Genomic DNA, 20,601 nt, shown 5'->3' on the forward strand with positions numbered 1-20,601 from the left:
GCCGGACCGGTGGCCCGGCGCCGCGGGGCCCGGTGGGGCCGGGAACGCGAAAAGGCCGGGCCGACCACCCGCAAGGGTGATCGGCCCGGCCTCGGGCGCCCTCAGCCCACAAGGGGCTCAGGGGGTACCCACCAGCCGACTACGGCTGGCGAGGAGTCACTTGACGGTGACCTTGGCGCCGGCACCCTCGAGGGCGGCCTTGGCCTTCTCGGCAACGTCCTTGGCAACCTTCTCCAGGACCTTGGCACCAGCGGTGTCAACGAGGTCCTTGGCCTCCTTCAGGCCGAGGGAGGTCAGGGTGCGCACCTCCTTGATGACCTGGATCTTCTTGTCGCCAGCGCCCTCGAGGATGACGTCGAACTCGTCCTGCTCCTCGACGGCCTCGGCCGGGGCACCGGCGGCGGCAACGCCGGCCACGGCGACCGGGGCAGCGGCGGTGACGTCGAACTTGTCCTCGAAGGCCTTCACGAAGGCGGCGAGCTCGATGAGGGTGAGCTCCTCGAACTGCGCGAGCAGCTCGTCCTGGGTCAGCTTCGCCATGATGGCGTCCTTCCACTAAATCGGCAGGTGGTGCCGTATGTACGGGTTGGGCGGGCACGGGCCCGCAGCGAGGCGTGAGCCTGCCGAACTACTCGGCGGCCTCGTCCTCGGCGGCGGGAGCCGGCGTACCGGCACCGCCCTGCTCGACCTTGTCGCGCAGCGCGTCCACAGTGCGGACGAGCTTCGACGGCAGGGCCTGGAAGAGCGCGGCAGCCTGGGACTGCTTGGCCTTCAGGGCACCCGCCAGCTTGGCGAGCAGCACCTCGCGGGACTCGAGGTCCGCGAGCTTCTTGATCTCATCGGCGGACAGCGCCTTACCGTCAAGGACACCGCCCTTGATGATGAGAGCGGGGTTCTCCTTGGCGAAGTCACGCAGAGCCTTCGCCGACTCCACCGGGTCACCGGTGACGAAGGCGACAGCCGTCGGACCGTTGAACAGGTCGTCGAGCTCGGAGATCCCGGCCTCATTGGCCGCGATCTTGGTCAGCGTGTTCTTCACCACGGCGTACTCGGCGTTCTCGCCGAGCGAGCGACGCAGGGTCTTGACCTGCTTCACCGAGAGACCGCGGTACTCGGTCAGCAGCGCCGCGGAGGAGCCACGGAACTTGTCCGTGATCTCGGCGACGGCAGCAGCCTTGTCGGGCCTTGCCATAGGCTTACGCCTCCTTCCGTGATGTCGAAGTCCGGCCGACCGCGAAAGTCGACCATTCACACCTCGAACCGGCCGGACGGAAGGAAAGCTCCTGCGGAAAAGCAGATGAGCCCCGGTGCGCAGGCGCACGGGGCTCGTGACGACCTCGACGGGCGATCGCGCGAACGCGGACCCGGAAGTCGAAGCTCCAGACACACCTGCGCGGGCTGCCTGCGCACGAGGCGCAGATCCTTCGGCCACCCGCTCCCCTGGGGGCGCATGGTGACAACCAGCGGTCTTTGGCTTCGGCAACATTAACCGGACGCGCCCGTCCGGGGCAAATCGCCCCCGACCGACCGGCCCGGGGCGGTGCCCGCAGGGCCCTCCGGGCTCAGCGGGCCAGCGGGGAGACCGTCCGGGTCCCGGTGTCCACGGTGTCCGTCTCGGCCGGGGCCTGCACCGAGAGCAGCGGGCCGGCGAAGTCGGAGTAGACCACCGAGTCGTCCGCCCGGCCGCTGTCCCCGCTGCCGGTGCGCTGGAGCTTGACCAGCTGGTCCTTGTCGTTGAGCCAGAGGTCCAGGGTGAGCGAGAGCGAGCCGCCGGGGGCCAGCGCGGCCCGCAGGCCGTCGCGGCGGGCCTGGGTCAGCTGGGTCTGGGCGGCCGCGTAGCGCTCGGCGGTGGTGACGACCCGGTAGTGCTCGACCGTCGAGTCCTCGTACTTCTCCTCCGCGACGAACTGGGCGTCCGCGCCGTCGGCGGTGGCGGCGGCCAGCGCCTCGACCGGGTTCAGCAGGTCGATCAGGCCCGCGTAGGGGACCTCCTTGTGGCCGTTCTGGTCCGCCGGGACGGCGAACCGCTCCCAGTGCCGGCCGCCCTGGCGGGCCGCGGTGGCGGCGTCGCCGCCCTGGTACGCGACGGTGTCCACGACGATCAGCTGCTCGGCCCCCGAGGGGGTGGAGCGCTTGATCTGGAGCGCCGTCTTGGGCTGCCAGAAGAGCGGCCCGGCCCCGGCGTCCGCGCCCAGCCGGTAGCTGACCTTGGCCCGGCGGGCGGTCTGCACGGCCAGTTGTGCGGAGAGCAGCACCCCGTGCGGCGACCGGTCGGTGGGCTTGGCCGGCCCGGTCGGCGAGGCGGTGGTGGTCGGACTCGGGCTGCCGGAGGGCGTGGGCGGTGCGTCCTCACCGCCGCCGCATCCGGTCAGCCCGGTCGCCAACAGGACGACGGCGGCGAGTGCCGCCAGCCGCTGTCGTCCCGCCATCGTCCGATCCCTCCTCGCCCGGGCGCCGTGTCGGCGACCTTCGTCTCCGGCCACCTTGCCACCCGGGCCGGGGTCAGCTGGTGGCGCCCCCCTTGCCGAGCTTGGCGAGTTCGGCCTGGTCCACCGTGTCGGACGGGTCCGGTGCGGTCGTGGTGACCGGGGTGCCGTAGTCCGAGTAGGTGACGGTGGCCTTGAACGGGCCGGCCTTGGTGTCGGCCTGCTCGGTGCGCTTGACCACCAGCTGGTCGGCGTCGACCCAGACGTCGACCTGCTCGCTGGTGATGCCGGCGGTGTCCAGGTTCTGCTTGATCTGGTCCGCCTGCTCCTGGGTCAGCCCCTTGCCGGTGGCGGCGGCGATGTCGGTGGCGCTGAGCTCGCCGGTGTAGTGGGTGGCGGGCTTGCCGTTCACCGACTCCTGGCCGACCTCGGTCACCTTGCCGGAGGCGATCAGCGTGCGGACGCCCTGGACCGGGTCGGCGCTCTTGAGCTGGTCGCTCGCGCCGCCGGTGGTCTTGGCCTGGTCGGCCATGCTGTACCGCAGCCAGTGCCGGCCGCCGAGGGCGTCGACCACGTTGCCGCCGAGGCGCAGGTACATCGCGTCCTTGGTGAAGCGGTACGGCGCGGACTGGCTGCCGGTCAGCGGCGTGATGGCCTTGCCCAGCGGTGAGCCGGACATGTCCATCGTGATGTCGCCCCGGAGGCCGTCGGCCCAGGAGACGGCGCCCTTGCCCTTCATGGTGACCTCGCCGAACACGATCGACTCGTCGATCTTGGCCGACTTGGCGGCGCTGGTCTTCTGGGTCACCTGCTCCAGGAAGACCACCGGGGTGACCTTCGCGGGCGGTGCGCTCGGGGTGCTCGGCGCGGCGGCCGACGGCGTCGCCGCGGCGGCGGTGGTCGGCTGCGCGGCCGCGGTGGTCGGCGCGGGCGCGGCGGTCTTGTCGTCGTTGTTGTTGCAGGCGGTCGCGGTCAGCGCCAGAGCGGCGAGGACGACGGCGACTGCGGCCTTGCGGGTTCCAGGCATGGTTCCCCCCTTGAGGATCCCAACGATCCAGAGAAGAGCAGATTTTCAGCTTCTTCTCATCCGGGACTCTAACGGATCGCCAGAGCCCCCATGCACCGGTTTGTCCCCCTCCCCTAGGTACCCGCGGGAGGGGTCGCGTCCCCCGCCGCGAGAGCTGAGACATCCGTCGTGGTCACCGTGGTTCCCGCGCTGCCGCGGACCGTCTCACGGAGCTTCAGCAACTGCTCGCCGGGGCCGACCCAGACGTCGTAGCCGATCGCCTGGACACCCCGCCGGTGGTACCAGTCGACCACCGCGGCCAGCCGGCCGGGGGCCAGCTCCCCGTCCGCGGTGAAGTACTCGGCCACCGTCGCGGAGCCCCGGTAGTGCGCGACGGTGACCCCGGCCAGCTGCTCGCCGCCGAGCGAGCCGAGCTTGCCGGTCTGCGCCATCGTGTAGGCGCGGCTGCCCGGGTTGGTGATCAGCCCGGTCATCCAGCCGCCCGCGTAGCCGCCCGGCGCCGCGTCCGCCGCCCGCGGGTCCAGCGACTCCGCGGTGTCCCGGTCGGCGTGCCGGGGCGGGGCGCCCTGGTAGGCGAGGTCGAGCGCACCGTCGCGGACGGTCAGCTGCCCGGCGCCCCGCTCGTCGGTGACGGTCAGCGCGGCCTCGTCCCTGGCGCCCCAGGAGAGCGTGCCGGTGGCGGTGCGCCGGCCGTCGGGGCCCTCCTCGACCACGTCGATCCGGGCGCCGCCGACGTCGTCCAGCGCCTGGGCCGCGGTGAGCACCACCTGCCGGGGCGGCACGGGCGCGGCCGCGCCGCCGGGGGTCCGGGTGTCCTGGACGGCGAGCAGGCTGCAGCCCGTGGTGGCGCCGAGCAGCAGGAGGGCCGCCGCCAGGAGGGCGGGGCGGGGGGTGGGCGGCACGGCACGCTCCGACGGTCACACGTTCTGCACATGAGCTGACCGGCAGAGCGTACGACGACTCGGTCACACGTTCCCATCCTGTGAGGTCACCATCCGGAAACGACGGCGGGCCCGCACCCCCGTGAAGGGGTGCGGGCCCGCCGTGACGGACTGCTTCAGAGCCGGGAGGCTCAGACCGCGGCCGGGTCCTCCTCGACGAGGAGGTTGCGGGTGCGGTTCGGGTCGACCGGGACACCCGGGCCGATGGTGGTGCTGACCGCGGTCTTCTTGATGTAGCGGCCCTTGGCGGCGGACGGCTTGGCGCGGAGCACCTCGTCCAGCGCGGCGGCGTAGTTCTCGACCAGCTGCTCGTCGGTGAAGGAGACCTTACCGATGATGAAGTGCAGGTTCGAGTGCTTGTCGACGCGGAACTCGATCTTGCCGCCCTTGATGTCGTTGACAGCCTTGGCGACGTCCGGGGTCACGGTGCCGGTCTTCGGGTTCGGCATCAGACCACGGGGACCGAGCACGCGACCCAGGCGGCCGACCTTGCCCATGAGGTCCGGGGTGGCGACGACGGCGTCGAAGTCGAGGCGGCCCTTGGCGACCTCGTCGATGAGCTCGTCGGAGCCGACGATGTCGGCGCCGGCAGCACGCGCGGCCTCGGCACGGTCGCCGGTCGCGAAGACCAGGACCCGGGCGGTCTTACCGGTGCCGTGCGGGAGGATCACGGTGCTGCGGACCATCTGGTCGGCCTTGCGCGGGTCGACGCCCAGACGCATGGCGACCTCGACGGTGCCGTCGAACTTGGTGGTGCTGGTCGCCTTGGCGAGGCGGATGGCCTCGAGGGGGGCGTAAAGGCGCTCGCGGTCCACCTGGGCGTCCGCGGCCTTCAGAGCCTTGCTGCGCTTCACTGCTGCTCCTGAATGGTGATGGGAGTCGTGGTGTCACGGGCCTGCGCAGGCCCTACCACAGGGACGAGAAGGGCTGATCAGCCCTCGACGGTGATGCCCATCGACCGGGCGGTGCCGGCGATGATCTTCTCCGCCGCGTCCAGGTCGTTGGCGTTCAGGTCGGGCATCTTGGTCGTGGCGATCTCGCGGACCTGGGCGCTGGTGAGCTTCGCGACCTTGGTCTTGTGCGGCTCGGCCGAGCCCTTGTCGATACCGGCGGCCTTCAGGATGAGGCGCGCGGCCGGCGGCGTCTTCGTGATGAAGGTGAAGGAACGGTCGTCGTAGACCGTGATCTCCACCGGCACGATCATGCCGCGCTGCGACTCGGTCGCAGCGTTGTAGGCCTTGCAGAACTCCATGATGTTGACGCCGTGCTGGCCCAACGCGGGGCCGACCGGCGGCGCCGGGTTGGCCGCACCGGCGTTGATCTGGAGCTTGATAAGCCCCGTGACCTTCTTCTTCTTGGGAGGCATGTCTCTCCGGGTCCTTCCGAGAGGTGATTGCTGGTGCGTGCGGAACCGGGGCGACACCCGGCCGCCAGCACACACATCGGACCAGGCTAACGCGGATGCGCCGCTGGACCAAAACGGATCCGGGGCGGGGCGCTCGGCCCCGCCCCGGATCCGAAGAGCGTGGGGACTAGTTCTTCTGGATCTGGTCGAAGGAGAGCTCGACCGGGGTCTCCCGGCCGAAGATCTCGACGAGGCCCTTGACCTTCTTCGAGTCGGGGTTGATCTCGTTGATGGTCGCCTGCAGGGTCGCGAACGGCCCGTCGGTGACGGTGACCGAGTCGCCGACCTCGAAGTCCAGCACCTGGATCTCGCTCGGCTTGACCGGCGAGGGCTTGCCGGCCTCCTTGGCCGCCTGGCGCTCGACGTCCGGGGCGAGCATCTTGACGACCTCGTCCAGGGTCAGCGGGTACGGGTCGTAGGCGTTGCCGACGAAGCCGGTGACACCGGGGGTGTTGCGCACGACGCCCCAGGACTCCGGGGTGAGGTCCATGCGCACCAGGACGTAGCCGGGGAGCTTGTTCTGGCGGATGGTCTTGCGGTCGCCGTTCTTGATCTGGACGACCTCCTCCTGCGGCACCTCGGCCTGGAAGATGTACTCCTCGACGTTCAGCGAGACGGCGCGCTGCTCCAGGTTCTGCTTCACCCGGTTCTCGTAGCCGGCGTAGGTGTGGATCACGTACCACTCGCCCGGCATGAAGCGCAGGTCCTCGCGGAACTTGGCGACCGGGTCGACCTCCTCGGCCTCCTCGGCCTCCTCGGCCTCCTCCTCGACGACCTCGACGGCCTCGTCGGCCTCGTCGGCGGCGGGCTCCTCGTCGCCCTCCACGTGCAGCGCGACCTCCTCGGCGGGCTCGCCGGCCTCGGCCTCGTCGTACGCCTCGACCTCGTCCTCGTCGCCGTCCGCGGCGTCCACGATCTGCTCGGCGGCCTCGGCGTCGACAGCCAGCTCGGCCGCGTCCAGCTCGGCGGCGACATCCGCCTCGCGGACGGTCTCGTCGGCGTCGTACAGGGGGGACTCAGACACGGTGGCTGCTTCTTTCCTGGAGATGGTGAAGGTGGCGCGCTCCGGGGCCGCCGCCGGCGTGCTGCCGCTCACACGGGCGCCAGGCGAGGACTCGGAGACTTCAACAGTACCGAGTCAACGGTAGCGGCCGCGTACGTCCGGCGCAGACAGCACGACCCGGGCCGAGGATCGGCCCGGGTCGGGAAGCTGTTTCGAAGGTGCGGCGGCCAGGTCAGCCGAAGATCCAGAGGCTCAGCTTGGAGAAGCCGTAGTCCAGTCCGGCCACGATCGCCATCATGACCACGACGAACGTGACCACGACGGCCGTGTAGCTGGTGAGCTCGTTGCGCGTCGGCCAGACGACCTTGCGCAGTTCGGCGATGATCTGGCGGTAGAACAGCCCGATCCGGGCGAACAGGCCCTTCTTGCCGCGCTTGCCCGACTTCTTGTCGGCGCGCTTGCGGTCGCGACGCGAGTCGCCGCCCTCGCCAGAGGTGGTCTCGGCAGCGCCGTCGGCACCCTCGGGGTTGCCGCTCTCAGGCGTTGCGGTGGAGCCCGTGGTCTCCGTCACTCGTCCTCACCTGAATCCGGGTCCTGCCGAGCGAGACGTACCCGATGGGGCACGAGCGTCCGGCTAAGCGGTGCTGATCGGTGCCCTCTCCGCATCAAGCCCGCTCGCTCTGTGGAGCGAACGGGCTGAAAGCGGATCAAGCAGCAGGGCAAGAGGGACTTGAACCCCCAACCGCCGGTTTTGGAGACCGGTGCTCTACCAATTGAGCTATTGCCCTACGGTGCCTCGTGGCTCCGTAGCGACCAACCTACCGCATCTCCCCCCACTGTCTGCACAGGTGGTGGAAGCTCCGGTCTTTTCGGCGGGCCGTCGAGCAGTGAGTGTACGTGGTCGAGGGGTGTTTGGTCGAACCTCTTCTTCCGGGTGCGCTGGTTGCCCGGCATATGTCCGGCATGCCCGCATGATCACCGGCGGATCGGCGTCCGCCGCCATGTGGACGGACGGGTACAGATGGTGAAACCGCGCCCCCCGGCCCGTGCCGGTTCTGCGACCATGCAGGCATGAGCGCTTCCACCCCGCAGCCCGACCGTTCCATCCGCCCCGCCGACCGCCGGGTCTCCGCCCGGATCGGCGCGATCGCCGAGTCCGCGACCCTCGCCGTGGACGCCAAGGCCAAGGCCCTCAAGGCGGCCGGCCGTCCGGTGATCGGCTTCGGCGCCGGCGAGCCCGACTTCCCGACCCCGGACTACATCGTCGAGGCGGCCGTCGAGGCCTGCCGCGACCCGAAGAACCACCGCTACACCCCGGCGGGCGGCCTGCCCGAGCTGAAGTCCGCGATCGCCGCCAAGACCCTGCGCGACTCCGGCTACGAGGTGGACGCCGCCCAGATCCTGGTCACCAACGGCGGCAAGCAGGCGATCTACGAGGCGTTCGCGGCGATCCTGGACCCGGGCGACGAGGTCATCGTCCCGGCCCCGTACTGGACCACCTACCCGGAGTCGGTCCAGCTGGCCGGCGGTGTCCCGGTGGAGGTCGTGACGGACGAGACCACCGGTTACAAGGTCTCGGTCGAGCAGCTGGAGGCCGCCCGCACCGAGAACACCAAGGTCGTGCTCTTCGTCTCGCCGTCCAACCCGACCGGCGCGGTGTACACCCGCGACGAGGCCGAGGCGATCGGCCGCTGGGCGCTGGAGCACGGCCTCTGGGTGCTCACCGACGAGATCTACGAGCACCTGGTCTACGGCGACGCGACCTTCACCTCGCTGCCGGCCCTGCTGCCCGAGCTGGCCGACAAGTGCATCGTGGTCAACGGCGTCGCCAAGACCTACGCGATGACCGGCTGGCGGGTGGGCTGGGTGATCGGCCCCAAGGACGTCATCAAGGCCGCGACCAACCTGCAGTCGCACGCCACCTCCAACGTCTCCAACGTCGCCCAGCGCGCCGCGATCGCCGCCGTCAGCGGCGACCTGTCCGCCGTGCACGAGATGCGCACCGCCTTCGACCGCCGCCGCCGCACCATCGTGCGGATGCTCAACGAGATCGAGGGCGTCTACTGCCCCGAGCCCGAGGGCGCGTTCTACGTCTACCCGTCCGTCAAGGGCCTGCTCGGCAAGGAGATCCGCGGCAGGCGCCCGGCGAGCTCCAGCGAGCTGGCCTCGCTGATCCTGGACGAGGCCGAGGTCGCGGCCGTCCCGGGCGAGGCCTTCGGCACCCCCGGCTACCTGCGGTTCTCCTACGCGCTCGGCGACGCCGACCTGGCCGAGGGCATCGGCCGGCTGCAGAAGCTGCTCGGCGAGGCCCGCGACTGACGTCGCCCCGGGTACGGGATCAACCCGCGACCGCCCTCCTTCACCCCTTCGGGGGACGGAAGGAGGGCGGTTCCCGTCGGGGGGCCCGATGCGGCAGTATCGGCGAATGGAACGCCTGTTGAACCCGCGAGACGTCAGGGGCCTCCCGAAGGCCCACCTGCACCTGCACTTCACCGGCTCGATGCGGCCCGCCACCCTGCTGGAGCTGGCCGACAAGCACGGCGTCCGGCTGCCGGAGGCGCTCAGCTCCGGCGAGCCGCCCAAACTGCGGGCCACCGACGAACGCGGCTGGTTCCGCTTCCAGCGCCTCTACGACACCGCCCGCTCGGTGCTGCGGGACGAGGAGGACATCCGCCGGCTGGTCCTGGAGACCGCGGAGGACGAGCGCCGCGACGGCTCCCGCTGGCTGGAGATCCAGGTCGACCCGACCTCCTACGCGCCCCGGCTGGGCGGGCTGATCCCCGCACTGGAACTGATCCTGGACGCCGTGGAGCAGGCCGCCGCGGCCACCGGCACCGGCATCCGCGTCCTGGTCGCGGCGAACCGGATGAAGTCCCCGATGGACGCCCGGACCCTGGCCCGGCTCGCCGTCCGCTACGCCGACCGCGGCGTGGTCGGCTTCGGCCTCTCCAACGACGAGCGCCGCGGACTCGCCCGGGACTTCGACCGGGCCTTCGAGATCGCCCGCAAGGGCGGGCTGCTGGCCGCGCCGCACGGCGGCGAGCTGGCCGGGCCGGAGTCCGTCCGGGACTGCCTGGACGACCTGGGCGCCGGCCGGATCGGCCACGGCGTCCGCGCCGCCGAGGACCCGCGGCTGATGGCCCGGCTCGCCGACCGCCAGATCACCTGCGAGGTCTGCCCGTCCTCGAACGTCTCGCTCGGCGTCTACGAGCGCCCCGAGGACGTCCCGCTGCGCAGGCTCTTCGACGCCGGCGTGCCACTGGCCCTGGGCGCCGACGACCCGCTGCTGTTCGGCAGCCGGCTGGCCGACCAGTACCTCCTGGCCCGCGAGGTCCTGGGCTTCGACGACGCCGAACTGGCCGAGCTGGCCCGCCAGTCGGTGCGCGGTTCGTGCGCACCGGAGGCCGTCCGCAAGGAGCTGCTGGCGGACGTGGACGCCTGGCTGGCGGACGGCTCCGGCCCGCACGGCGCTACAGGCTGACCCCGACCATCACCGGCTCGTTCACCAGCTCGACCCCGAAGGCCTCCCGCACCCCGTCCCGGATCTCCCGGGCCAGCGCCAGGAGGTCCTCGGCGGTGGCCGAGCCCCGGTTGGTGAGGGCCAGGGTGTGCTTGGTGGAGAGCGTGGCGGGGCCGCCGCCGTAGCCCTTGCCGAAGCCGGCCCGGTCGATCAGCCACGCGGCCGAGGTCTTGGTGCGGCCCTCCGGCGCCGGGTAGGCGGGGGCGTTCTCAGTGCCCGGGCGGGTCCGGAACGACTCGTACTGCGCCGCGGTGAGCACCGGGTTGGTGAAGAAGGAGCCGGCCGACCAGGTGTCGTGGTCCGCCGGGTCCAGCACCATGCCCTTTCCGGCGCGCAGGCCCAGCACCGCCTCGTAGGCCTTCTCCAGCGGCACCCGCTCGCCCTGCTCGACGCCGAAGTGCCCGGCCACCTCGGCGTACTTGACCGGGGTGGAGAGGCCGCCGTGGTCGGCGAGGGCGAAGCGCACCCGCAGCACCACGTAGCGGTCCGGCTCGGCCTTGAAGCGGCTGTGCCGGTAGGAGAAGCCGCACTCGGCGCCGGTGAGCGTGACCACCCGGTCGGCGGCCCGGTCGTAGGCGACCACCTCGGTGATCGACTGGGCGACCTCCTGGCCGTACGCGCCGACGTTCTGCACCGGGGTCGCGCCGGCCGAGCCGGGGATGCCGGCCAGGAACTCGATGCCCGCCAGACCGTGCTCGCGCACCGCGCGGGTGACCGCCTCCGACCACACCTCGCCGGCGGCCAGCTCCAGCACCGTGCCGTCCAGGGCGAAGCCGGTGGTCGCGATCCGCAGCACGGTGCCGGGGAAGCCCGCGTCGCCGATCACCAGGTTGGACCCGCCACCGAGGACGAGCAGCGGCTCGCCGGCCGCGTCGGCCGCACGGACGGCGGCGATCACCTCGTCGTCGGTGTGGGCGGTCACCAGGCGGCGGGCCGGGCCGCCGAGCCGGAGCGTGGTCAGCGGGGCGAGGGGGGCGTCGTTTTCTACCAGCACGCCCACCAGCGTACGGGGGGAGAGGGCGCCGTCCGGCACCCCTTCCCCCCGGTGGACCCGGTGCTCAGCCGCGGGCGGCCTCGGCCGGGACGGGCCGGTCGGCGGCCCCGGCGTCCGCGGGCTCGCCGGCCTTCGCGGTCTTCGCGGTCTTCGCGGTCTCGGTCTGCTCGGCCCGCTCGGGCTTCGCGTCCGCCTCGGCCTGCTCGGTCTGCCCGGCCTGCTCGGCCCGCTCGGCCTGCTCGGGCTTCGCGTCCGCCTCGGCCTTCGTGTCCGCGGTGTTCTCCCCGGCGGGCGCCGCGGAGGCGACGGGCTTCACCCGGCGCGGGAGGAGCATCGCGCACAGCGCCGCCACCACGACCACCCCCGCGCCGACGTACAGCGCGGGCACCAGGCCGTCGACGAAGGACTGCTCCGAGGTGTAGCCGCCCTGCGCCGAGAACACCGCCGAGAGGACGGCCACCCCGAGCGCGCCGCCGACCTCGCGCAGCGCGTTGTTGGCGCCGGAGGCGATGCCCTGCTCCTCCGGGGCGACGCTGTCCATCACCAGGGCAGCGGTCGGTGCGAAGTACAGCGACATGCCGATGCCGCAGATCACCACGGCGGGGACCTCGGAGGCGTAGTCGTAGCCGGTGGCCGCGCCGTTGATCGCCGCGTACAGCGCCAGGCCGAGGCCCTGAAGGAGCAGCCCGGTCACCACGATCGGGCGGCCGCCGAAGCGGTCGGCGAGGATGCCCGCGATCGGGGCGACGATCAGCGGCATGCCGGTCCACGGGAGCATCCGGATGCCGGCCTCCTGCGGGCTGTAGCCGCCCACGGTCTGCAGGTGCTGGCTGATCAGGAAGATCGAGCCGAACATCCCGAGGAACATCAGCAGGCCCGAGGCGTTGACCGCGGAGAAGGCCCGGCTGCGGAACAGCCGCATCGGCAGCATCGGGTGCTTCGCCCAGCGCTGCTCGTACAGCACGAAGGCGGCCAGCGACAGGACGCCGGCGACCAGCGAGAGCAGCACCAGCGGGCTGGTCCAGCCGTCCGGGTTGCCGCGGATCAGGCCGAGGACGACGCCGAACAGGCCGAGGCTGACCAGGACGGTGCCGGCCACGTCCAGCGCCGGGCTGGCGCCGCGGCTCTCCCGGAGCTTGACGGCGGAGAGCGGCACCAGGAGGAGGCCGACCGGGACGTTCACCCAGAAGATCCACTGCCAGGAGAAGTGCTCGGTGAGCATGCCGCCGACCAGCGGCCCGGTGGCGATGGCGAGGCCGTTGACGCCCGCCCAGATGCCGAAGGCCAGGCCCCGCTTGGCCGCGGGCACCGCGTTGGTGAGCAGCGTGAGGGTGAGCGGCATCGAGACGGCGGCCCCGGCACCCTGGACGGCGCGGGCGGCGATGAGCGCGCCGATGCCCGGCGACAGCGCCGCCGCGGCGGAGCCGACCGTGAAGAGCGTGAGCCCGATCAGGAAGATCCGGCGCCGGCCGAACCGGTCGCCGAGCGCGGCGCCGAACATCAGCAGGACCGCGAAGGCCAGGGTGTAGGCGCTGACCGTCCACTCCAGGTCGGACAGGCCGCCGCCGAGGTCCTCCCGGATGGAGGGCAGTGCGGTGGTGACGACCAGGTTGTCCAGGCTGGCCATGAAGCCCGCCACGCTGGTGATCACCAGGGTCCAGACACCGAGCCTGCCCAGGCCCGGCGCCTCCGTTTTCTCCGACATGACTCCCCCAGTTCACTCTGGATAGTTATTGATCAATAACTTCTGCGGGCCGAAAGAGGGCCGTACGGACTCCGCCGCACGGCCGACACCCGGCGTCCTACTCGGTCTGCTCCCCGGCCGGTCCCTCGACCAGCCCCTCTGGCCCCTCGTCCGACCCCTCGGCGTGTTCCTCGCCAGACCCCTCGGCGTGTTCCTCGCCCGACCCCTCGGCGTGTCCCTCGTCACCCCGCCCGAAGCCGTCCCAGATCCGGTGCTCCCGCGGGAACCCCAGCGCCACCAGGGTGTTGATCAGCATGCCGTAGGCCATGAAGGCGGTCGCCTCGTCGGTGTCGCCGCCCAGCCGGATCCTGATCCGGTCGAACAGGTCCAGCCAGCCCTTCCGGGCGGCCTCGCCGATCTCGTCCTCGTCCGCGGTGTCACCGGCGAACACCGAGACGTAGAGCTGCATCTGCATCATGAGCTGCTCGCGGTCCTCGACCAGCCCCAGGTACGCGCGGGACATCGCCTCGCCGGCCGCCTCGCCGGTCAACCCGGCCGACGCCTCGTCGAAGACCTGCCAGGTCTCCTCGATGCAGCGGTCGGCGGCGGCCTTGAAGATCGCCTGCTTGCCCGGGAACAGCCGGAACAGGTACGGCTGCGAGACGCCCACCCGGCGGGCGATCGTCTCGGTGGACGTCCCCCGGTAGCCGCTCCTGGCGAACTCGATCATCGCGGCACGGACGACGCTCTCGCGCCGCTCCTCCGCACTCATCCGCATGCTCGCCCTCGCCATGGGATCCAAGTTAGTGGCCAATCACTATCCAGGCAAGGGCCGCGGCCGCGGCGGGAACCCGTCGGGCGGGCCCCGTCGCGGCGGACGGGACGGGGGCGGCCGTGCCGCGCCCCGGCCTCAGCCGAGCTGGACGACGGCCTTCGACATCCCGAGGACCTTCTGCCCGCCCGTGGTGGCCAGCAGGTCGACCTGCACCCGGCGGCCCTCCAGCAGCTTGGCGACCTTGGCCGACACCTCGACCACCGCGCCGACCCCGTCGTTCGGCACCGGGACCGGACGGACGAAGCGGACGCCGTACTCGACCACCGCGGCCGGGTCGCCGACCCAGTCGGTGACCACCCGGATCGCCTCGGCCATGGTGAACATGCCGTGCGCGATGACGTCCGGCAGGCCGACCTCCAGCGCGAACCTCTCGTTCCAGTGGATCGGGTTGAAGTCCCCGGAGGCGCCCGCGTAGCGCACCAGAGTGTCGCGGGTCACCGGGAAGGACTGCGCCGGCAGCTGGGTGCCGACCTCGACCTCGTCGTAGCTGATCGCCATCGTGCTCACTCCCCCGCCTCGTCGGCGGCCCGGGCCACCAGCGTCATGACCGACGTCACCACGTGCTCGCCGATCGCGTCCGACACCTCGCCACGCACGGTGAGTACGTCGTTGCCCGCCAGCGACTTGATGTTGTCGATGGTCACCGCGACCGTCAGCCGGTCGCCCGCCAGGATCGGGCGGGTGTAGGCGAACTTCTGGTCCCCGTGCACCACCCGGCTGTAGTCCAGGCCCAGCTCCGGGTCCTCGACCACCTGGGAGGCCGCCCGGTAGGTGATCACGAACGGGAAGGTCGGCGGGGCGATCACGTCCGAGTGGCCCAGCGCCTTCGCCGCCGCCGGATCGGTGAACGCCGGGTTGGCGTCACCGATCGCGATCGCGAACTCGCGGATCTTCTCCCGGCCCACCTCGTACGGCTCGGTGGGCGGGTAGGTCCGCCCGATGAAGGAGGGGTCGAGCGCCATGGCAGCTCCTCGAAAAGCGGGTGGATACGAAAAAGCTCCGGGCCGCACCCCCCTGGAGGGATGCGGCCCGGAGTTCAAGACCTCAATTCACACAGGCCCGATGATGCCCTGCGTGAGGGTCAGCGGGTCTCGCGGTGCGCGGTGTGCGAGTTGCAGCGGGGGCAGTGCTTCTTCATCTCAAGACGGTCCGGGTCGTTACGCCGGTTCTTCTTGGTGATGTAGTTCCGCTCCTTGCACTCCACGCAGGCCAGCGTGATCTTCGGGCGGACGTCGGTGGCAGCCACGGGAGTGCCTTCCTTGGACAACGAATAAGAACACAACAAGAGTAGCCGACCGGGAGTGCGATCTCCCGACCGACTACGCGGGGTAGCGGTGACCGGACTTGAACCGGTGACACAGCGATTATGAGCCGCTTGCTCTACCAACTGAGCTACACCGCCACGGTGATCCGCAGCACAGCCGAGGCTGACTGCTTCTCACCAGAGCCCCCATGCGGAATCGAACCGCAGACCTTCTCCTTACCATGGAGACGCTCTACCGACTGAGCTATAGGGGCGAACGAGGAAGAGATTACACGTTTCGCGCCCAGAGGTGAAATCCGTATCCCGACGCGAAGTCCGCAGGTCGGCGAGGTGCACGGACGAACGATCCAAGGCCCCGCGTTCGATCGGCCCCGGAGCCGCACGGCCCGACCCGATACGACTATTGCCCGCCTCCCGGCACCCCGCGCCCTCGCGCCATAGGCTCGACCCTCATTGACCGGGACGGCCCGGGACCAGCACGGTCCGGCCGACCGGACGGGCCAGGGCGGGAAGGAGCCGGCGATGGACAGCTCAGCCGCCGACGGGCCGCACTCCGGCCCCGGCCCGGCGGCCAACCCGCTCGGGCACGGCCCCGTCCTCCTGCTCACGGGCGCCCGGCTCGCGGACGGCCGGGTGGTGGACGTCCGGATCAGCGGGGACCGGATCCAGGCCGTCGGCACGGTCGGCAGCCTCGGCCCGCTGCCCGCGCTGCCAGGCGCCCCCACCGTGACCACCGGCGCCCGGATCGACCTCACCGGCTACCTGCTGCTGCCGGCCCCCGCCGAGGCGCACGCCCACTACGACACCGCCTTCTCCGCCGCCCTGCCCGCCCCGCCTCCGGACACCCCCGCCGACCTCACCCGCCGGGTCACCGAGGCCGCGCTCACCTCGCTCGGCTACGGCGCCACCGCCCAGCGCACCCACGTCCGGATCGGCGACGTGCACGGGCTGCGCCGGCTGGAGGCGGTGCTCACCGCGCGGCAGGCCCTGCGCGGCCTGGCCGAGCTCCAGGCGGTGGCGATGCCCCGGCTGCTCACCGGGCGGGCCGGCGCGGACGGCCGGGCGCAGCTGCGCGACGCGCTCAAACTCGGCGCCACCGCGGCCGGCGGCTGCCCCGAACTGGATCCGGACCCGGCCGGGTACGTCCAGGTGCTGCTGGACGCCGCCCGGGAGGCGGACTGCCCGGTGGACCTGCACACCACGGCCGCGGACCACGCAAGACTCGCCAGGCTGGCGGGTGCGCTGGCCCCGCTGCGGCCCCGGGTGACGCTCGGCCCGTGCGGGGCGCTGGCCCGGGGCGCCGCCGCGGCACTGGCCACCAGCGGGGTGCGGGTGGTGTGCCTGCCGCAGAACGGCGGCTGCACCGGACTGGAGGGCCGCTCGTCGGGTCTGCGCCCAGGACTGCTACGGGAGTTGGTGGAGGCCCGGGTGCCGCTGGCGGCGGGCAGCGGCGCGCTGCGGGACCCGTCCAACCCGGTCGGCCGGGCGGATCCGCTGGAGGCGGCCTACCTGCTGGCGGCGAGCGGGGAGCTGGACGCCGACGCGGCGTACGACGCGGTGGCCAACCAGGCCCGCAGCGCGCTCGGGCTGCCGCTGGTCCGGGTGGACGCCGGGTTCCCGGCGGAGCTGCTGGCGGTGCGCGGGGACAGTCTGACGGGGGCGCTCGCGGGCGGCCACAGTCGGCTGGTGGTGCACAGCGGACGGGTGGTCAGCCGGACCAGCGCGGTACGGGAGTTCGCGGACACCGTGGCGCTGGCGCTGCCCCGGCAGTCGGGGAGCACCGGAGGGGGTTAGCGCCCGTCCCGCGGATCCCGTCGGGCGGATCCCGCCCGGCGGCGGCCTCGGGGCCGGGCAGCCGGGGAAGCCTGCGAAACCGGGGAAGCCCAAGGGGCGCGCAGCCTTGGCTGCGCGCCCCTCCCCCACTACTGGCCGCCGTTCGACGGGCGGCTGGAGCGGTCCCGGGCCTCCCCCACATAGGAGCCGGTCCCGCTCGGTCGACACCGACACTACGCCCACGGAGCACCGCCCCCGACCGGCCTTGACGCCCCCCTGTCGCCCGCGGGACCGCTCTTGACGGGCCGTTGACGCGACGGGACCGGACCGGCCCGGGGCTCCCGGCTCAGCCCCGGCCCGGCTCAGGGCTCAGAGCTCCCGGCTCCCGGCTCAGGGCTCCCGGCTCAGGGCTCAGGGCTCGTACCGGTAGCCGATCCCCGGCTCGGTGATCAGGTGCCGCGGCCGGGCCGGATCGCGCTCCAGCTTGCGGCGCAGCCCGGCCAGGTAGACCCGCAGGTAGTTGCCGCGCCCCTCCTGGGCCGGCCCCCACACCTCGCGCAGGATCTGCCGCCCGGGCACCAGCCGGCCGGGGTTGGTCACCAGCAGGGCGAGGATCCGCCACTCGGTCGGGGTGAGCCGCACCGGGCCGCGCGGGCCGGTCACCGTGGTGGCGGTGAGGTCGACGGTGTGGTCGCCGATCACCGGCCGGCCCGGCGGGGCGCCGACCGGCGGCCGGCGCAGCACCGCCCGCAGCCGGGCCAGCAGCTCGTCCATCAGGAACGGCTTGGTCAGGTAGTCGTCGGCGCCCGCGTCCAGGGCGCCCACCTTGTCGGCGGCGCCGGACCGGCCGGAGAGCACGATGATCGGCGCCGCACTGCGGGTGCGCAGGCCGCGCAGCACGTCCATGCCGTCGAGGTCCGGCAGGCCGAGGTCGAGCAGCACGGCGTCCGGGGCGCGGTGCGCGGCGCGGTCCAGCGCCTCGCCCCCGCTGGCCGCGGTGCGGACGGCGTACCGCCGGGCGCTGAGGTTGATCCGCAGGGTGCGCAGCAGCGCCGGCTCGTCGTCGACGACCAGGATCTCACTCATGGACGGGCTCCTCCGCGGTCGCGACGGGCAGGGTGAGCAGCATGGTGGTGCCGCCGCCGGGGGTGTCCTCGACCTCCAGGCTGCCGCCCATGGCCTCGGCGAGGCCGCGGGAGAGGGCCAGGCCGAGGCCGACGCCGGTGGTGTTGTCGGTGTCGCCGAGGCGCTGGAAGGGCAGGAAGACCCGGTCGCGGTCCTCGGGCGCGATGCCGGGGCCGCGGTCGATCACCCGGATCTCCACCTGGTCGGCGTGGTGGCTGGCGGTCACCAGGACGGGTGCGCCGGGGGCGTTGTGGCGCAGCGCGTTGGTGATGACGTTGGCGAGGACGCGCTCCAGCAGGGGTGGGTCGGCGAGCACCGGCGGGGCGGTCTCCAGGTCGAGCGGCTGGACCGGCGCGTACGGGTCGGCGAGGCTGTCGAGCGCCCGGGGCAGGACCTCGTCGACGTGGGTCCCGGTGAGGTGCAGGGTGAGGGCGCCGGCCTGGAGGCGGCTCATGTCGAGCAGGTTGTCCACCAGACGGGTGAGTTTGACCAGTGATTCGTCGGCGGTGGCGAGGAGTTCGGCCTGGTCCTCGGGCGAGAACTCGACGTCGGGGCTGCGCAGCGAGCCGACCGAGGCGAGGGCGGCGGCGAGCGGGGTGCGCAGGTCGTGGCTGACGGCGGCGAGCAGGGCGGTGCGCATCCGGTCGGCGGCCTTGATCGGCTCGACCTCGGCGGCGACCACGGCGAGCCGCTCGCGTTCCAGGGCGGCGGCGGCGTGGGCGGCGAAGGCGGTCAGCACCCGCTGGTCGGCGGCGGGCAGCCGGCGCCCGGTGAGGACCAGCAGGGCGTCCGTGGCCACCGGGACCTCGGTGGTCTCGACGGGGGCGCCGCCCTCGTCCGGCTGCCCGGCCCCGGAGTGCGCGATCACCTCGCCGTCGGCCCGGGAGAGCAGGGCGACCGTCCGCATGCCGAAGGCCGTCCGGGACTTCTCCAGCAGGGCGGGCAGCGCGTCGGCGCCGCGCAGCACGCTGCCGGCCAGGGTGGAGAGGGTCTCGGCCTCGGCGGTGGCGCGGGCGGCCCTGCTGGTGAGCCGGCCGGCGTGGTCGACGACGGTGGAGACGGCGAGTGCGACGGCCGCGAAGACCACCAGGGCGACGATGTTGTTGGTCTCGCCGATGGTCAGGGTGTGGATGGGCGGGATGAAGTAGTAGTTGAGCAGCAGCGAGGCGGTGACCGCGGCCAGCAGGGCGGAGGTGGCACCGCCCAGCAGCGCGACGATGACCACGCCGAGCTGGAAGATCAGCGCGTCGGTGGTGAGGTTGATGCTCTCGTGCGCCTGGGAGAGCACGGCGGTCAGCAGCCAGGGCAGCGCGAACCCGGCGGCGTAGCCGGCGACGGTGCGGCGGCGGGAGTGGCGGCGGCCGAGCGAGGGCAGCCGGCCGCGGCCGGTGAACGCGTGGGTGACCATGTGGACGTCGATGTCCTCGGAGGCGTCCACGGTGGTCTCCCCGATACCGGGGCCGGTCAGGAACCGGTTGACCCGGCCGCGGCGGCTGGTGCCGAGCACCAGCTGGGTGGCGTCGTGGGCGCGGGCGAAGGCCAGCAGCGCGGTGGGGATGTCGTCGCCGACGACCATGTGATAGCTGCCGCCGAGGGTCTCCACCAGTTGCCGCTGCTGGGCGAGCGCACCGGAGGAGGCGCCGGCCAGGCCGTCGCTCCTGGTCACGTGGACGGCGAGCAGCTCGCCCCCGGCGGTCCGGTCGGCGATCCGGGCGGCGCGGCGGATCAGGGTCTCGCCCTCGGGGCCGCCGGTGAGGGCGACCACGACGCGCTCCCGGGTCTCCCAGACCCGGTCGATGTTGTGGCTGGCACGGTAGTCGCGCAGGCCCTCGTCGACCCGCCCGGCCACCCAGAGCAGGGCGAGTTCGCGCAGGGCGGTGAGGTTGCCGACCCGGAAGTAGTTGGAGAGCGCGGCGTCCACCTTCTCGGCCTTGTAGACGTTGCCGTGGGCCATCCGCCGGCGCAGTGCCTGCGGGGCCATGTCGACGAGTTCGATCTGGTCGGCCCGGCGGACCACCTCGTCCGGGACGGTCTCGCGCTGCGGGACCCCGGTGATCTTCTGGACGACGTCGTTCAGCGACTCCAGGTGCTGGACGTTGACGGTGGTGATGACGTCGATCCCGGCCGCCAGGATCTCCTCGACGTCCTGCCAGCGCTTGGCGTTCCGGCCGCCGGGGATGTTGGTGTGCGCCAGCTCGTCGACCAGCACGACGGCGGGGCGGCGGGCGAGCACGGCGTCGAGGTCCATCTCCTCGAACCCGGCCTCGCGGTAGGTGCGCCGGGCCCGGGGCAGCACCTCCAGACCGGCCAGCATGCCCTCCGTGTGGCACCGCCCGTGGCACTCGACGTACCCGACCACGACGTCGGCGCCGCGCTCGCGTCTGCGCCGGGCCTCGTCCAGCATCCGGTAGGTCTTGCCGACCCCCGGCGCGGATCCGAGGTACACCCTCAGCCGGCCACCGCGGATGCCGGTGCCGGGGGTGAGGTCGCGGGGCATGGGCGCTGCTTCTTTCCATCGGGAGGGAAGGCCGGGCGTGCCTTCCGTCGGGAGCGGAGGCCGGTCTGGTCCCGTCCGGGGAAGCGGGCGGGGAGCGGGCGGGGACG

General features: G+C 72.5%; 20 protein-coding genes and 3 tRNA genes. 3 read left to right on the plus strand and 20 right to left on the minus strand.

The window, feature by feature from the left end:
• Window positions 1-156: 156 nt before the first annotated feature.
• From rplL to ACIA8Q_RS09305, 10 genes are all read right to left on the minus strand, one after another.
• Window positions 157-540 (minus strand): 50S ribosomal protein L7/L12, encoded by a 384-nt coding sequence (gene rplL / locus ACIA8Q_RS09260; protein WP_360209176.1) that lies wholly within the window; start codon window positions 538-540, stop codon window positions 157-159.
• A gap of 88 nt (window positions 541-628) precedes the next feature.
• Window positions 629-1,192, minus strand: coding sequence for a 50S ribosomal protein L10 (gene rplJ, locus ACIA8Q_RS09265; protein ID WP_188308276.1), 564 nt, complete (start codon window positions 1,190-1,192; stop codon window positions 629-631).
• A 370-nt stretch (window positions 1,193-1,562) separates the two neighbouring features.
• Window positions 1,563-2,429: a hypothetical protein gene (locus tag ACIA8Q_RS09270; protein WP_360209179.1), complete on the minus strand. Its 867-nt coding sequence runs from the start codon at window positions 2,427-2,429 to the stop codon at window positions 1,563-1,565.
• A gap of 73 nt (window positions 2,430-2,502) precedes the next feature.
• Window positions 2,503-3,453, minus strand: a complete 951-nt coding sequence (locus tag ACIA8Q_RS09275; protein WP_360209182.1) for a hypothetical protein — start codon at window positions 3,451-3,453, stop codon at window positions 2,503-2,505.
• A gap of 113 nt (window positions 3,454-3,566) precedes the next feature.
• Entirely contained in the window at window positions 3,567-4,355 is a 789-nt protein-coding gene (locus ACIA8Q_RS09280; protein WP_360209184.1) for a hypothetical protein, read from the minus strand.
• A gap of 170 nt (window positions 4,356-4,525) precedes the next feature.
• Complete coding sequence (gene rplA / locus ACIA8Q_RS09285) at window positions 4,526-5,248, minus strand: 50S ribosomal protein L1 (RefSeq protein ID WP_360209186.1); 723 nt, start codon at window positions 5,246-5,248, stop codon at window positions 4,526-4,528.
• Between the two features lie 77 nt (window positions 5,249-5,325).
• Entirely contained in the window at window positions 5,326-5,760 is a 435-nt protein-coding gene (gene rplK / locus ACIA8Q_RS09290; RefSeq protein WP_360209188.1) for a 50S ribosomal protein L11, read from the minus strand.
• A 166-nt stretch (window positions 5,761-5,926) separates the two neighbouring features.
• Window positions 5,927-6,823 (minus strand): transcription termination/antitermination protein NusG, encoded by an 897-nt coding sequence (gene nusG, locus ACIA8Q_RS09295; RefSeq protein ID WP_396316940.1) that lies wholly within the window; start codon window positions 6,821-6,823, stop codon window positions 5,927-5,929.
• Window positions 6,824-7,034: 211 nt separating this feature from the next.
• Entirely contained in the window at window positions 7,035-7,373 is a 339-nt protein-coding gene (gene secE, locus ACIA8Q_RS09300; RefSeq protein ID WP_360209190.1) for a preprotein translocase subunit SecE, read from the minus strand.
• 144 nt (window positions 7,374-7,517) lie between these two features.
• A tRNA-Trp gene (locus ACIA8Q_RS09305) sits at window positions 7,518-7,590 on the minus strand.
• Window positions 7,591-7,873: 283 nt separating this feature from the next.
• Between ACIA8Q_RS09305 and ACIA8Q_RS09310 the strand changes: the two genes are divergently transcribed.
• Both ACIA8Q_RS09310 and ACIA8Q_RS09315 read left to right on the plus strand, forming a co-directional pair.
• The gene (locus ACIA8Q_RS09310; RefSeq protein WP_360209192.1) at window positions 7,874-9,121 is read left to right on the plus strand and encodes a pyridoxal phosphate-dependent aminotransferase; all 1,248 of its coding nucleotides are present in this window, start codon (window positions 7,874-7,876) and stop codon (window positions 9,119-9,121) included.
• Window positions 9,122-9,227: 106 nt separating this feature from the next.
• Complete coding sequence (locus ACIA8Q_RS09315) at window positions 9,228-10,283, plus strand: adenosine deaminase (RefSeq protein WP_360209195.1); 1,056 nt, start codon at window positions 9,228-9,230, stop codon at window positions 10,281-10,283.
• Here the strand turns inward: ACIA8Q_RS09315 and ACIA8Q_RS09320 are convergent.
• The 8 genes from ACIA8Q_RS09320 to ACIA8Q_RS09355 all read right to left on the minus strand — a co-directional run bounded on the left by ACIA8Q_RS09320 (window position 10,273) and on the right by ACIA8Q_RS09355 (window position 15,353).
• Entirely contained in the window at window positions 10,273-11,316 is a 1,044-nt protein-coding gene (locus ACIA8Q_RS09320) for a UDP-N-acetylmuramate dehydrogenase (protein WP_360209197.1), read from the minus strand. The genes ACIA8Q_RS09315 and ACIA8Q_RS09320 overlap by 11 nt on opposite strands.
• Window positions 11,317-11,380: 64 nt before the next feature.
• Complete coding sequence (locus ACIA8Q_RS09325; RefSeq protein WP_396316941.1) at window positions 11,381-13,021, minus strand: MFS transporter; 1,641 nt, start codon at window positions 13,019-13,021, stop codon at window positions 11,381-11,383.
• A 97-nt stretch (window positions 13,022-13,118) separates the two neighbouring features.
• A complete protein-coding gene (locus tag ACIA8Q_RS09330) occupies window positions 13,119-13,793 on the minus strand; it encodes a TetR/AcrR family transcriptional regulator (protein WP_360209203.1) in 675 nt (224 codons plus the stop codon).
• Window positions 13,794-13,910: 117 nt separating this feature from the next.
• Complete coding sequence (locus ACIA8Q_RS09335) at window positions 13,911-14,333, minus strand: MaoC family dehydratase (RefSeq protein ID WP_360209206.1); 423 nt, start codon at window positions 14,331-14,333, stop codon at window positions 13,911-13,913.
• Window positions 14,334-14,338: 5 nt separating this feature from the next.
• Window positions 14,339-14,797, minus strand: coding sequence for a MaoC family dehydratase N-terminal domain-containing protein (locus ACIA8Q_RS09340; protein WP_360209208.1), 459 nt, complete (start codon window positions 14,795-14,797; stop codon window positions 14,339-14,341).
• A 119-nt stretch (window positions 14,798-14,916) separates the two neighbouring features.
• The gene (gene rpmG, locus ACIA8Q_RS09345; protein ID WP_006604855.1) at window positions 14,917-15,081 is read right to left on the minus strand and encodes a 50S ribosomal protein L33; all 165 of its coding nucleotides are present in this window, start codon (window positions 15,079-15,081) and stop codon (window positions 14,917-14,919) included.
• A gap of 83 nt (window positions 15,082-15,164) precedes the next feature.
• Window positions 15,165-15,237: transfer RNA gene (locus ACIA8Q_RS09350), tRNA-Met, on the minus strand.
• A 43-nt stretch (window positions 15,238-15,280) separates the two neighbouring features.
• Window positions 15,281-15,353, minus strand: a tRNA-Thr gene (locus ACIA8Q_RS09355).
• A 268-nt stretch (window positions 15,354-15,621) separates the two neighbouring features.
• On the opposite strand from ACIA8Q_RS09355, the gene ACIA8Q_RS09360 reads away from it, so the two are divergent.
• Window positions 15,622-16,893: a hydrolase gene (locus ACIA8Q_RS09360; protein WP_360209211.1), complete on the plus strand. Its 1,272-nt coding sequence runs from the start codon at window positions 15,622-15,624 to the stop codon at window positions 16,891-16,893.
• A gap of 390 nt (window positions 16,894-17,283) precedes the next feature.
• Here ACIA8Q_RS09360 and ACIA8Q_RS09365 read toward each other — a convergent pair whose 3' ends face one another.
• Both ACIA8Q_RS09365 and ACIA8Q_RS09370 read right to left on the minus strand, forming a co-directional pair.
• Window positions 17,284-17,958 (minus strand): response regulator, encoded by a 675-nt coding sequence (locus ACIA8Q_RS09365; RefSeq protein WP_360209214.1) that lies wholly within the window; start codon window positions 17,956-17,958, stop codon window positions 17,284-17,286.
• Window positions 17,951-20,494 (minus strand): ATP-binding protein, encoded by a 2,544-nt coding sequence (locus ACIA8Q_RS09370; protein ID WP_396316942.1) that lies wholly within the window; start codon window positions 20,492-20,494, stop codon window positions 17,951-17,953. The genes ACIA8Q_RS09365 and ACIA8Q_RS09370 overlap by 8 nt, the downstream gene beginning before the upstream one ends.
• Between the last annotated feature and the right edge of the window lie 107 nt (window positions 20,495-20,601).

The sequence above is a fragment of the Kitasatospora sp. NPDC051705 genome (genome assembly GCF_044453265.1).
Lineage (GTDB): Bacteria > Actinomycetota > Actinomycetes > Streptomycetales > Streptomycetaceae > Kitasatospora.

Coding starts and splice junctions, on each gene's coding strand:
- rplL (WP_360209176.1), bottom strand. CDS start 540: ATGGCGAAGCTGACCCAGGACGAGCTGCTCGCGCAGTTCGAGGAGCTC.
- rplJ (WP_188308276.1), bottom strand. CDS start 1,192: ATGGCAAGGCCCGACAAGGCTGCTGCCGTCGCCGAGATCACGGACAAG.
- ACIA8Q_RS09270 (WP_360209179.1), bottom strand. CDS start 2,429: ATGGCGGGACGACAGCGGCTGGCGGCACTCGCCGCCGTCGTCCTGTTG.
- ACIA8Q_RS09275 (WP_360209182.1), bottom strand. CDS start 3,453: ATGCCTGGAACCCGCAAGGCCGCAGTCGCCGTCGTCCTCGCCGCTCTG.
- rplK (WP_360209188.1), bottom strand. CDS start 5,760: ATGCCTCCCAAGAAGAAGAAGGTCACGGGGCTTATCAAGCTCCAGATC.
- ACIA8Q_RS09310 (WP_360209192.1), top strand. CDS start 7,874: ATGAGCGCTTCCACCCCGCAGCCCGACCGTTCCATCCGCCCCGCCGAC.
- ACIA8Q_RS09315 (WP_360209195.1), top strand. CDS start 9,228: ATGGAACGCCTGTTGAACCCGCGAGACGTCAGGGGCCTCCCGAAGGCC.
- ACIA8Q_RS09325 (WP_396316941.1), bottom strand. CDS start 13,021: ATGTCGGAGAAAACGGAGGCGCCGGGCCTGGGCAGGCTCGGTGTCTGG.
- ACIA8Q_RS09330 (WP_360209203.1), bottom strand. CDS start 13,793: ATGGCGAGGGCGAGCATGCGGATGAGTGCGGAGGAGCGGCGCGAGAGC.
- ACIA8Q_RS09335 (WP_360209206.1), bottom strand. CDS start 14,333: ATGGCGATCAGCTACGACGAGGTCGAGGTCGGCACCCAGCTGCCGGCG.
- ACIA8Q_RS09340 (WP_360209208.1), bottom strand. CDS start 14,797: ATGGCGCTCGACCCCTCCTTCATCGGGCGGACCTACCCGCCCACCGAG.
- ACIA8Q_RS09360 (WP_360209211.1), top strand. CDS start 15,622: ATGGACAGCTCAGCCGCCGACGGGCCGCACTCCGGCCCCGGCCCGGCG.
- ACIA8Q_RS09365 (WP_360209214.1), bottom strand. CDS start 17,958: ATGAGTGAGATCCTGGTCGTCGACGACGAGCCGGCGCTGCTGCGCACC.
- ACIA8Q_RS09370 (WP_396316942.1), bottom strand. CDS start 20,494: ATGCCCCGCGACCTCACCCCCGGCACCGGCATCCGCGGTGGCCGGCTG.